The following is a 13,102-nucleotide window of genomic DNA, read 5'->3' as shown; positions in this document are numbered from 1 at the left end:
ACGCCCGGTTACATTCCGAACCCGGAAGCTAAGCCTTTCAGCGCCGATGGTACTGCAGGGGGGACCCTGTGGGAGAGTAGGACGCCGCCGAACAACCCGCCCTTTTAGCTCAGTCGGTAGAGCGTCTCCATGGTAAGGAGAAGGTCAACGGTTCGATTCCGTTAAAGGGCTCCACAAAGAAGGCCCCCGCCATCAGGCGGGGGCCTTCTTGCGTTTCCGGGCTAGTAGTAGCCGGTCTCGCCGTCCAGGAGCTCGCGGATGGTGTCGAGGTGGCCGGCATGGCGGGCCGTCTCCTCGATCATGTGGATCAGCATCCAGCGCAGCGAGGCGGAGCCCGACTTGAAGTCCCGGTTGCGGCCGACTTCGTCCAGGTCATGAGCGGCGATGATCGCGTTGGAGGCGGCGCACTGGCGGTCGTACTCCTGGAGCAGCCGGGCCAGCGGGACGCCCTCCACCATGAAGTCGGCGTCTTCTTCGCCCACGAACTGGGGGCCCGTCGCCGGGTGGTCGAGGAAGAGCACCTCGAACCAACACTGCTCGGTCCACCGCATGTGGGACACGATGCCCGCGACCGTCATCAGCGGGGAGGCGGGCAGGACCGGGCGGTGGGCGTCCTCTTCGGAGATTCCCTCGCATTTCCACTGGATGATCGAGCGCTGCAGGTCGAGCCAGCCCACGAGCTGCGTGCGTTCATCTGCGGTGAAATCAGGGCGCGTACGAGATATAGGCATGGCCGCAGACCTTAGTGCCGGCCGCCCGGGAACGCACCTGGATTCAGTCGCCGTGGCGCTGCTCGGGGACGCGGAAGGCCAGGATGGCCATGTCGTCCGAGGCGGGTTCGGCGGCGAACCGCTCCACCGCGCGCAGGACGCGGGAGGCGACCGCGCCGGCCGTGAGGCCCGTGCAGGTGGTCAGGACCTCGGCGAGGCCGTCGTCGCCGAGCATGCGGGTGCCCTCGCGGCGTTCCGTCACGCCGTCCGTGACGCAGAGCAGCACATCGCCCGGTTCCAGGGTGAGGGTCTGCTCGTAGAGGTCGAGGTCGTCGATCACGCCGAGCAGCGGCTGAGGCTCCGCGGCCGGGGTGACCTCGCCGTCCGGGCGCAGGCGCAGCGGAAGGGGGTGGCCGGCGCAGACCACCTTCATCAGGGCGCCGCCGTCCGGCTGCGGGTGGAGCTCACCGTAGAGGAGGGTGAGGAAGCGGCTGCGGGCGCCTTCGTCGAGGATGGCTGCGTTCAGGCGCTCCAGGACCGCCGGGCCGCCGAGGCCCTCGCGGGCCAGCAGGCGCAGGGCGTGCCGGGCGAGGCCGGTGACGGCGGCGGCTTCGGGGCCCGTACCGCAGACGTCGCCGATGGCGAAGCCGTACGCGCCGTCGCGGATCGGGAAGACGTCGTAGAAGTCGCCGCCGACCTCGTTGCCCTCGCCGGCCGCGCGGTAGATGACCTCGACCTCCATCCCGGGGATCGCGGGCGAGCCGGGCGGGAGCAGGCTGCGCTGGAGGGAGCGGCTGATGGCGGTGCGCTCGGAGTACAGGCGGGCGTTGTCCAGGGCGAGGGCGGCTCGGCGGGAGAGGTCCTCGGCGAGCTCCAGGATTTCCTGGCGGAAGTGCTCCTCGGACGGCTTGCCGAGCGTGAGCATGCCGATTACCCGGTTGCGGGCCAGCAGCGGGAGGACCACGGTCTCGCCGCCGACCGCCTGGGCCGTGGCGGGCCAGTTGCGGGCGCCGGCCTCGCGGACCGATTCGGGCGGGCTGATCCGGGAGAGCAGGGCCTTGAGGCCGTCGATGCGTTCCTCGTCCTCGTGCAGGACGTAGGAGAGGTACGGCTCGGAGGACTGGTCGGCGATCGTGTAGACGGCGCACCAGGTCGCGAGGGTCGGGACCGTCATCTGGGCCATCAGGGCCAGGGTCTGGTCCCGGTCGAGGGTGCCGGCGAGCAGGTCGGAGGCCTCGACGAGGAAAGAGAGGGAGCCGCGGCGCAGGCGTTCCAGTTCGCCGAGCCGGGCGGACTCGACGGCGAGGGCGATGCGGTCGGCGGCGAACTGGAGGCGCAAGGCCTCCTCGTTGGAGTAGCGGCCCGGGACCTCGGCGGCGACGCCGAGGGAGCCGGTGAGCCGGCCTTCGACCTTGAGCGGGACGGTGACCACGGAGCGCATGCCGGTGGACTCCAGGAGCGGGACGGCTCCGGGGACCGCGATCAGGTCGTCGTGGACGGCGGGCATCCGGGCGGAGCCGTACCGGTTGGTGCCGGCTTCGACGGGGACGCGGGCGAAGCGCTGGCGGGTGGAGGGGAGGCCGGTGGTGGCCCGGACCTCCAGCTCCGTTTCGTCGTCGGTGGCGAGCAGCAGGAACGCGGAGTCGGCGTCGAGCATGTCGCGGGCGCGTTCGACGGTGCGCTGCAGCAGGCCGTCGAGGTCGTCGGGGGCGGGGGAGCCGATGAAGACCTCGAAGGGGTCCGCGGGGCGGGGCTCGGTGAGCTGGCTGCCGTCGGCGGCGGGGACCCGTACGGGGGTCTGGAGCAGCGCGCGCTCGTCGTCGTGGACCAGCAGGCAGACGATGGAGGGTTCCCCGTGGGCATCGCGGACCCGCAGGTGGGAGGCGTAGACGGGGATCACGCGGCCGTCGGCGCCGCGGATGCCGTAACTGCCCTCCCAGCGGGACAGGCGCAGGGCCTCGGCGATGCCGGTGCCGGTGCCGGGGGTCTGGGGCCAGGCGGCGAGTTCGGCGAGGGGCCGGCCGAGGGCCTTCCCCGCGGGGTAGCCGAAGATGTGCTCGGCGTCCTCGTTCCAGGCGGAGATGCGGTCGGAGGCGTCGATCTGGATGACGGCGACGCGGACCCGGCTGTCGGCGAGGGGGAGCAGCCGGTCCGGGACGACGGGTCCGGCGGAGCGGGTACCGACCGGCCGGTCCGGGAGGTCGAGGCGGAACCACACGTGTTTCTGGGTGGCGGTGTACTCGACGCCCCAGCGGGTGGCGAGGGCGGCGCAGAGCATCAGCCCGCGGCCGTTCTCGCGGTCGGGGTCGGCGTACGGGCGCTCACCGGGGTGCTGGAGCGGCAGCTCCCGCTCCGGATACCGGTCGGCGATCTCGACGCGTACGCCGTCCTCGGTGCGCAGGCACAGGACCTCGGCCTTGGTTCCGGCGTGGACCACGGCGTTGGTGACGAGCTCGCTCGTGAGGACGACGGCGTCGTCGACGATGTCCGCGAAGCCCCAGCCCTGCAAGGTGTCGCGGACGAACGTACGGGCGGCGGCGACCGAGCGCCCGAGAGGATCGAAGCTGGCAGCCGCCCGAGCCGTGATCACGAATCTCCTTCGACGCGGTTGGACATCGGATGCCAGGTTACTTACCTTCGCGGTCGGCTTGGTGCCGTCGTGGGGGATTCCACCCGCAGGGTGCGGCCGGTGTGCGATGGTGCCGAAGTGTTATGGCCGGGTTCGGCCAGGGTGAAACACTGGGCAGGATGGAACAGCCGGGCGTTTGACTCGCCGGGTCTCGGTGGAACAGTGGTCGACCCTTTCGGGAGGGACACGGTGGAGTCTGGCGCAGCGGTGCGACGTACGGGTACGCGCCCGAAGGGCGGGCGGTCCCGTCGGAACGGGACGACGGAAGTCGATACCGCCGCCCTGAACCGGCTGCTCACGGCCCTGGTGTCGATGCGGGACGGTAATTTCCGCAAGCGGCTGACGGTGTCCGGCGAAGGCGTGATGGCGGAGATCGCCGCCGTCTACAACGAGGTCGCCGACCGCAACCTGCACCTGACCGGAGAGCTGTCCCGGGTCCGCCGGATGGTGGGGCGGGAGGGCAAGCTCAGCGAACGGCTGGAAACAGGCGCCTGCGAGGGGTCCTGGGCGGCCGCGATCGACGCCTCGAACCAGTTGGTGGACGATCTGGCCCGGCCGGTGTCCGAGGTGGGCCGGGTGCTGTCGGCGGTGGCCGAGGGCGATCTGGACCAGCGGATGGACCTGCGCACGCTGACGGCCGAGGGGGCCGGGCATCCGCTGCGCGGGGAGTTCCTGAAGGTCGGGCGTACGGTCAACAACCTGGTCGACCAGTTGTCCGCGTTCACCGACGAGGTGACGCGGGTCGCGCTGGAGGTGGGTACCGAGGGCAAGCTCGGCGGCCAAGCCCAGGTGCGCGGAATGTCGGGTTCCTGGAAGGATCTGACCGACTCCGTCAACACGATGGCGTACCGGCTCACTGCTCAGGTGCGTGACATCGCTCTCGTCACGACGGCGGTGGCGAAGGGCGATCTGTCGCGCAAGGTCACGGTGCACGTGGCCGGCGAGATGCTCCAGCTGAAGAACACCGTGAACACGATGGTGGACCAGCTGTCGTCGTTCTCCTCGGAGGTGACGCGGGTCGCCCGCGAGGTGGGCACGGAGGGTGAGCTCGGCGGCCAGGCGAAGGTGCCGGGCGTCGCCGGAGTGTGGAAGGACCTGACCGACTCCGTCAACACGATGGCGGGCAACCTGACCGCCCAGGTGCGCGGGATCGCGCAGGTCACGACGGCCGTCGCGAACGGCGACCTGTCGCAGAAGGTACGGGTCAGCGCCCGGGGCGAGGTGGCGCAGCTGGCCGAGACCATCAACCAGATGACGGAGACCCTGCGGACCTTCGCGGACGAGGTCACGCGCGTGGCCAGCGAGGTCGGCGCGAAGGGCCTGCTCGGCGGTCAGGCGCAGGTGCCGGGTGCGGCGGGTACGTGGAAGGACCTCACCGATTCGGTGAACACGGTCTTCCGCAATCTGACCACCCAGGTGCGGGACATCGCCCAGGTGACGACGGCCGTCGCCAACGGCGACCTGTCGCAGAAGGTCACGGTCGACGTGGCCGGCGAGATGCTGGAGCTGAAGAACACCGTCAACACGATGGTGGACCAGCTTCAGTCGTTCGGTGCGGAAGTGACCCGGGTGGCCCGTGAGGTCGGCGTCGAGGGTGAGCTGGGCGGTCAGGCGCAGGTGCCGGGTGCGGCGGGTACGTGGAAGGACCTCACCGATTCGGTGAACACCGCCTTCCGCAACCTCACCGGCCAGGTCCGCAACATCGCGCAGGTCACGACGGCCGTCGCGAACGGCGACCTGTCGCAGAAGGTCACCGTGGACGTCTCCGGCGAGATGCTCCAGCTGAAGAACACCGTGAACACGATGGTGGATCAGCTCTCCAGCTTCGCCGACCAGGTGACGCGGATGGCCCGGGACGTGGGCACGGAGGGGCGGCTCGGCGGCCAGGCGCGGGTGGAGGGGGTGTCCGGCACGTGGAAGGAGCTGACCGACTCGGTCAACTTCATGGCCGGCAACCTGACCTCCCAGGTACGCCAGATCGCCCAGGTCACCACGGCGGTGGCCCGCGGTGACCTGTCGCAGAAGATCGACGTGGATGCGCGCGGCGAGATCCTGGAGCTGAAGAACACCATCAACACGATGGTCGACCAGCTCTCGGCGTTCGCAGAGCAGGTGACCCGGGTGGCCCGGGACGTGGGCACGGAGGGCCGGCTGGGCGGTCAGGCGCAGGTGCCCGGAGTGGCCGGCGTCTGGCGCGACCTGACCGACTCGGTGAACGGCATGGCCGGGAACCTGACCTCGCAGGTGCGCAACATCGCGCAGGTGGCGACGGCGGTGGCCCGCGGTGACCTGTCCCAGAAGATCGACGTGGATGCGCGCGGCGAGATCCTGGAGCTGAAGAACACCCTGAACACCATGGTCGACCAGCTCTCGAACTTCGCGGAGCAGGTGACCCGGGTGGCCCGGGAGGTGGGCACCGAGGGCATCCTCGGCGGTCAGGCCGAGGTCAAGGGTGTCTCCGGCACCTGGAAGGACCTCACCCAGTCGGTCAATTTCATGGCGAACAACCTGACCTCGCAGGTGCGCAACATCGCCGAGGTGACGACGGCCGTCGCGATGGGCGACCTGTCCAAGAAGATCACCGTCGACGCCAAGGGGGAGATCCTCGAACTCGTCACGACCGTCAACACGATGGTCGACCAGCTGTCGTCCTTCGCGGAGCAGGTGACGCGGGTGGCCCGCGAGGTGGGTTCCGAGGGCATCCTCGGCGGCCAGGCCCGGGTGCGCGGGGTGACGGGCATCTGGAAGGACCTGACCGACAACGTCAACCTGATGGCCAACAACCTGACCTCGCAGGTGCGCAACATCTCGCAGGTCTCGGCGGCGGTCGCCAACGGCGACCTGACCAAGAAGGTGACGGTCGAGGCGCGCGGCGAGGTCGCGCAGCTCGCCGACACGGTCAACACCATGGTGAAGACGCTGTCCTCCTTCGCCGACGAGGTCACCCGCGTGGCCCGCGAGGTGGGTACGGAGGGGCGGCTGGGCGGTCAGGCGCACGTGCCGGGTGTGTCGGGCACGTGGAAGGACCTCACCGATTCGGTGAACTTCATGGCCTCCAACCTCACCGGCCAGGTGCGGCAGATCGCCATGGTCACGACCGCCATCGCCAAGGGCGACATGACCAAGAAGATCGACATCGATGCGCGCGGCGAGATCCTGGAGCTCAAGACCACCATCAACACGATGGTCGACCAGCTGTCCTCGTTCGCCGACCAGGTGACGCGGGTGGCCCGCGAGGTGGGCACCGAGGGCATCCTCGGCGGCCAGGCCCGGGTGCGGGACGTGGACGGCACCTGGCGGGACCTGACCGAGTCCGTGAACGAGATGGCCGGGAACCTGACGCGGCAGGTGCGCGCGATCGCGGCCGTGGCCACCGCGGTGACCCGCGGCGACCTCAACCTGAAGATCGACGTGGATGCCTCGGGCGAGATCCAGGTCCTCCAGGACAACATCAACACGATGATCGCGAACCTGCGCGACACCACCTTGGCCAACAAGGAGCAGGACTGGCTCAAGGGAAACCTCGCCCGGATCTCGGCCCTGATGCAGGGCCGGCGCGAGCTCGACGACGTGGCCTCGCTGATCATGAGCGAGCTCACCCCTGTGGTCTCGGCGCAGCACGGGGCGTTCTTCCTGGCGCTGCCGGCCGGCGGTTCCACGGAGATCGGGACGGACGGCGGCGCGGACGGCGCGTACGAGCTGCGGATGCGCGGGAGTTACGCGTACGCGGGCGGTCAGATGCCCACCTCCTTCCGGCCGGGGGAGGGGCTGATCGGGACCGTCGCCGAGGAGAAGCGGACGATCCTCGTGGAGAACACCCCGCCCGGTTACCTGAAGATCTCCTCGGGGCTCGGCGAGGCGCCGCCCGCGCACGTGATCGTGCTGCCGGTGCTCTTCGAGGGGAAGCTGCTGGGCGTCATCGAGCTGGCCTCCTTCACGCCGTTCACGCAGATCCAGAAGGACTTCCTCAGCCAGATCGCCGAGATGATCGGTACGAGCGTCAACACCATCAGCGTCAACTCCAAGACGGAGATGCTGCTCAAGCAGTCGCAGGAGATGACCGAGCAGCTGCGCGAGCGCTCCGACGAGCTGGAGAACCGTCAGAAGGCGCTCCAGGCCGCCAATGCGGAGCTGGAGGAGAAGGCGGAGCTGCTGGCCCAGCAGAACCGGGACATCGAGGTCAAGAACACCGAGATCGAGGAGGCGCGGCAGGTCCTGGAGGAGCGGGCCGAGCAGCTCGCGGTCTCCATGCGGTACAAGTCCGAGTTCCTGGCGAACATGTCGCACGAGCTGCGGACCCCGCTCAACTCCCTGCTGATCCTGGCGAAGCTGCTCGCGGACAACGCGGACGGGAACCTGTCGCCGAAGCAGGTGGAGTTCGCGGAGACCATCCACGGCGCGGGTTCGGACCTGCTCCAGCTGATCAACGACATCCTCGACCTGTCGAAGGTCGAGGCGGGGAAGATGGACGTCTCGCCCACGCGGATCGCGCTGGTCCAGCTCGTGGACTACGTGGAGGCCACCTTCCGGCCGCTGACCGCGGAGAAGGGCCTGGACTTCTCGGTACGGGTCTCCCCGGAGCTGCCCGCCACCCTGCACACCGACGAGCAGCGGCTGTTGCAGGTACTGCGCAACCTGCTGTCCAACGCGGTGAAGTTCACCGACACCGGGGCGGTGGAACTGGTCATCCGGCCGGCCGGTGCGGACGTGCCGACGGCGATCCGCGAGCAGTTGCTGGAGGCGGGCTCGTTGACGGAGGCCGACGGGGATCTGATCGCCTTCTCGGTGACGGACACCGGGATCGGGATCGCGGCGAGCAAGATGCTGGTGATCTTCGAGGCGTTCAAGCAGGCGGACGGCACCACCAGCCGCAAGTACGGCGGTACGGGTCTCGGGCTGTCCATCAGCCGGGAGATCGCCCGGCTGCTCGGCGGGGAGATCCACGCGGCGAGCGAGCCCGGCCGCGGCTCCACCTTCACGCTGTACCTGCCGCTGCACCCGACCGAGCTGCCGCCGCAGGGGTACGCGCCGCCGACGCCCGGCGGCGGCAGGGCCGCCGAGGTCTACCGCAGGCCGCTCGACGGGGCGCGGCCCGCGCTGCCGGTGCCCCAGGGGGCGCCCGCCCCCTCGGCGCTCGCGCAGCCGCAGCCGGCGCTGCCGGCGGCGGAGCCGGCCGGGCAGGGGCAGGGGCAGGGCGGCGCGGCGCTGTTCCGGCGGCGGCGCAAGGCGCTGAGCGACCTGGAGCCGCGTACGGCGGTGCCGGGGCAGCCGAACGTCCAGGGAGCCGAGGACGGCTGGGGCGCCGTGGAGGAGGAACTGCCGGTGCCGCCTCGGTCGTACGACTTCCACGGGGAGAAGGTCCTCATCGTGGACGACGACGTCCGCAACGTGTTCGCGCTGACCAGCGTGCTGGAACAGCACGGGCTGGCGGTGCTGTACGCGGAGAACGGGCGCGAGGGCATCGAGGTCCTGGAGCAGCACGACGATGTGACGGTGGTGCTGATGGACATCATGATGCCGGAGATGGACGGGTACGCGACGACCTCGGCGATCCGGCGGATGCCGCAGTTCGCGGGGCTGCCGATCATCGCGCTGACGGCGAAGGCGATGAAGGGCGACCGGGAGAAGGCCATCGATTCCGGGGCGTCCGACTACGTCACCAAGCCGGTCGACCCGGACTACCTGCTGTCGGTGATGGAGCAGTGGATGCGCGGGAAGTGATCATGTGGGGAGCGGACCGATACCAATTGCTGACTGACTGTGGCGGGAGCGGTGTGGGAGGCCGGTAAACGGGGAACCTTCTGCTCCCCCACACCGTTTCTGCTTCGTGCACAGTGACATCCTGGTGACAGGGTGTGGCGATCTCGGGACTGGGGCTACGATGACCGGCACAAGGACGGACGGCGCAAGGAAGTCGTCCTCTGGGGCGGGGCCCGGCGTACAGGCCGGTGCCAGGAGCCGGGGAGGCCCCATGCCGGGGCGAGGAGGACAGGGCATGGTGCAGAAGGCCAAGATCCTCCTGGTCGACGACCGGCCGGAGAATCTGCTGGCGCTGGAGGCCATCCTCTCCGCGCTCGATCAGACACTGGTCCGGGCGTCGTCGGGGGAGGAAGCGCTCAAGGCGCTGCTGACGGACGATTTCGCGGTCATCCTGCTGGATGTGCAGATGCCGGGAATGGACGGATTCGAAACGGCCGCGCACATCAAGCGGCGGGAGCGGACCCGGGACATCCCGATCATCTTCCTCACCGCGATCAACCACGGTCCGCACCACACCTTCCGCGGTTACGCGGCGGGCGCGGTGGACTACATCTCCAAGCCCTTCGACCCGTGGGTGCTGCGGGCGAAGGTGTCGGTGTTCGTGGAGCTCTACACGAAGAACTGCCAGTTGCGCGAGCAGGCGGCACTGCTGCGGCTCCAGCTGGAGGGCGGCACCGACGGCGAGGGCAGCAAGGAGACGGCCGGACTGCTGGCGGAGCTCTCCGCGCGGCTCGCGGCGGTCGAGGAGCAGGCCGAGGCGCTGACCAAGCAGCTCGGTGAGGAGTCGGCCGACCCCGGGGTCGTGGCGACCGCGGCCCACCTGGAGCGCAAGCTCACCGGACTACGGCGGGCGCTCGACGCGCTGGAGCCCGGTACCGGCGGGGGAGCGCCCTCGCTGCCCGCGCAGAGCTGAGCGGTGCGCGCCGGCCTGGCGTTCCGTCAGGTCTGGCGGTGCGTCAAAGAACGCGCATGACGGGCGACACGAACGGGTGAAGGGGTGGGCACGCGTGTCCACCGGCGTGCGCACCGGTAACCTCGGGCGCATGGCCTCACGTACGTCCGGCAAGGGTTCCCGGAGCAGCGCGGGCACCGCGAAGGGCCGCACCGGCCGGACGACGGCCCCGGCGAAGAAGGCGGCCCCGGCGCGGGGTCCTGCCCCGAAGAAGGCCGCCGCGGCCCGGCGCGCCCCCGCCAAGAAGGCGGCGGCCAAGCCCGCGCCGTCCCCGACCGGGGGAGTGCTGCGGCTGCTGCGCGCCCTGTGGCTGGGCTGCGCGCACGCCGTCGGCGCCGTCTTCCGGGGGATCGGCCAGGGTGCCAGGAACCTCGACCCCGCCCACCGCAAGGACGGTGTCGCCCTGCTGCTGCTCGCGCTGGCGCTGATCGTCGCCGCCGGGACCTGGTCGAACCTGAGCGGTCCTGTCGGGGATCTGGTGACCATGCTGGTCACCGGGGCCTTCGGGCGGCTGGACCTGCTCGTGCCGATCCTGCTCGGGGTCATGGCGGTGCGGTTCATCCGTCACCCGGAACAGGCCGACGCCAACGGCCGGATCGGCATCGGCCTGTCCGCCCTCGTCATCGGCGTCCTCGGCCTGGTCCACATCGCCTGCGGGGCGCCCGGCCGCGGCGAGGGCACCACCGCCATGCAGAACGCGGGCGGGCTGATCGGCTGGGGCGCCTCGAAGCCGCTGATCTTCACCATGGGGGCGCCGCTCGCGGTGCCCATGCTGGTGCTGCTGACGATCTTCGGCCTGCTGGTGGTCACCGCGACCCCGGTCAACGCGATCCCCCAGCGGCTGCGGCGGCTCGGCATCCGGCTCGGGATCATCGCCCCGAACGCGTACGACGACCTCGGGGAGGCGGGCGCCGCCGGCCGGCCGGGCCGGCACGACCCCGAGCAGTGGCGGGCGCGCACGGGAGCCGTCGCCGAGGGGGGCCCCGTCGACGCCGCCGAGGAGGAGGCCCTCGCCCGGCGCCGCCGCCCGCGCCGGGCACCGGGCCGGCCCGCACCGGGCCGCGAGATGGACGCCGTCGACGTGGCCGCGGCCGCCGCCGCCGCGCTGGACGGGGTGGTGCTCGGGGGGATGCCGCCCTCCCCGGTGGTGGCCGACCTGACCCAGGGCATCACCTCCGACCGGAAGGGCGGCCAGGCCACCGCTCCCGTGCCCGCCGCCCGGGAGGAGCAGCCGGAGGAGGCCGCCGCGCAGCCCCGTACGGCCGTACCCGGGCCGGTTGAGGCGCCGCACGACACCACCGCAGCGGCCTCCGGGACGCTGTCGGTGCCGGACCTCACCAAGGCACCGCCCGAGAACCAGCCCCTGCCGCCGCGCGCCGAGCAGCTCCAGCTGCGCGGGGACATCACGTACGCCCTGCCCTCGCTCGACCTGCTGGAGCGCGGCGGACCGGGCAAGACCCGCAGCGCCGCCAACGACGCGGTGGTCGCCTCGCTGACGAACGTCTTCACCGAGTTCAAGGTCGACGCCAGGGTCACCGGCTTCACCCGGGGTCCGACGGTCACCCGCTACGAGGTGGAGCTCGGCCCCGCGGTGAAGGTCGAGCGGATCACGGCGCTGGCGAAGAACATCGCCTACGCCGTCGCCTCGCCGGACGTCCGGATCATCAGCCCGATCCCGGGCAAGTCGGCCGTCGGCATCGAGATCCCGAACACCGACCGCGAGATGGTCAACCTGGGCGACGTCCTGCGCCTCGCGGACGCCGCCGAGGACGACCACCCGATGCTCGTGGCGCTCGGCAAGGACGTCGAGGGCGGCTACGTCATGGCCAACCTCGCCAAGATGCCGCACGTGCTGGTCGCCGGTGCCACCGGCTCCGGAAAGTCCTCCTGCATCAACTGCCTGATCACCTCGATCATGGTTCGGGCCACCCCGGAGGACGTCCGGATGGTGCTGGTGGACCCCAAGCGCGTCGAGCTGACCGCGTACGAGGGCATCCCGCACCTGATCACGCCGATCATCACCAACCCCAAGCGGGCCGCCGAGGCGCTCCAGTGGGTCGTGCGCGAGATGGACCTGCGCTACGACGACCTGGCCGCCTTCGGCTTCCGGCACATCGACGACTTCAACCAGGCCATCCGGGACGGCAAGGTCAAGCTGCCGCCGGGCAGCGAGCGCGAGCTCAGCCCCTACCCGTACCTGCTGGTGATCGTCGACGAGCTCGCCGACCTGATGATGGTGGCCCCGCGCGACGTGGAGGACTCGATCGTCCGGATCACGCAGCTGGCCCGCGCGGCCGGGATCCACCTGGTGCTGGCCACCCAGCGGCCCTCGGTGGACGTGGTCACCGGCCTGATCAAGGCGAACGTTCCCTCGCGGCTCGCGTTCGCCACCTCCTCGCTCGCCGACAGCCGGGTCATCCTCGACCAGCCGGGAGCGGAGAAGCTCATCGGCAAGGGCGACGGGCTGTTCCTGCCGATGGGGGCGAACAAGCCGGTCCGTCTCCAGGGCGCCTTCGTCACCGAAGACGAGATCAGCGGGATCGTGCAGCACTGCAAGGACCAGATGGCGCCCGTCTTCCGGGACGACGTCACGGTCGGGCAGAAGCAGAAGAAGGAGATCGACGAGGAGATCGGCGACGACCTGGACCTGCTGTGCCAGGCGGCGGAGCTGGTGGTCTCCACCCAGTTCGGGTCGACTTCCATGCTCCAGCGCAAGCTCCGCGTGGGCTTCGCCAAGGCAGGCCGGCTCATGGACCTGATGGAGTCGCGGGGCGTCGTCGGCCCGAGTGAGGGGTCCAAGGCGCGTGATGTGCTGGTGAAGGCCGACGAGCTGGACGGGGTCCTCGCCGTCATCCGGGGGGAGGCTCACCCGTAAGGGAACGACGGGCAACCGTTTCCCTTGGGTCTGCGTCCAGTTGAGGGGGTGGCGGCTCGGCGCGCGGCGGCGGGCCGCTGCAAGGCCCCGGACGGCCGTCGCCATGCGGATGGCGTACGGAAGTCCACCCTCCGGTTGCTCCACCCTTTCGTCACCCCCCTAGACTGGACATCCAG

At 70.5% G+C, this 13,102-nt stretch carries 5 protein-coding genes, 1 tRNA gene and 1 rRNA gene; 5 read left to right on the top strand and 2 right to left on the bottom strand.

Going from position 1 to position 13,102, the window contains the following annotated elements:
- Nucleotides 1–93 (top strand): 5S ribosomal RNA (rrf, locus tag AC0666_RS17960); the annotation flags it as partial.
- A 5-nt stretch (nt 94–98) separates the two neighbouring features.
- Nucleotides 99–174, top strand: a tRNA-Thr gene (locus AC0666_RS17955).
- Between the two features lie 47 nt (nt 175–221).
- Here the strand turns inward: AC0666_RS17955 and AC0666_RS17950 are convergent.
- The gene (locus AC0666_RS17950; RefSeq protein WP_361719979.1) at nt 222–731 is read right to left on the bottom strand and encodes a DinB family protein; all 510 of its coding nucleotides are present in this window, start codon (nt 729–731) and stop codon (nt 222–224) included.
- 43 nt (nt 732–774) lie between these two features.
- Complete coding sequence (locus tag AC0666_RS17945; protein WP_468971447.1) at nt 775–3,336, bottom strand: SpoIIE family protein phosphatase; 2,562 nt, start codon at nt 3,334–3,336, stop codon at nt 775–777.
- A gap of 192 nt (nt 3,337–3,528) precedes the next feature.
- On the opposite strand from AC0666_RS17945, the gene AC0666_RS17940 reads away from it, so the two are divergent.
- The 3 genes from AC0666_RS17940 (at nt 3,529) to AC0666_RS17930 (ending at nt 12,926) form a co-directional block, all read left to right on the top strand.
- Nucleotides 3,529–9,060, top strand: coding sequence for a HAMP domain-containing protein (locus AC0666_RS17940; protein ID WP_468971428.1), 5,532 nt, complete (start codon nt 3,529–3,531; stop codon nt 9,058–9,060).
- 274 nt (nt 9,061–9,334) lie between these two features.
- Nucleotides 9,335–10,012 (top strand): response regulator, encoded by a 678-nt coding sequence (locus tag AC0666_RS17935; RefSeq protein WP_361719988.1) that lies wholly within the window; start codon nt 9,335–9,337, stop codon nt 10,010–10,012.
- 130 nt (nt 10,013–10,142) lie between these two features.
- A complete protein-coding gene (locus AC0666_RS17930; protein WP_468971426.1) occupies nt 10,143–12,926 on the top strand; it encodes a DNA translocase FtsK in 2,784 nt (927 codons plus the stop codon).
- Nucleotides 12,927–13,102 lie beyond the last annotated feature (176 nt).

The organism is Streptomyces sp. NPDC043680 (assembly GCF_056436685.1).
This window is presented reverse-complemented; position numbering and strand designations above follow the sequence as displayed.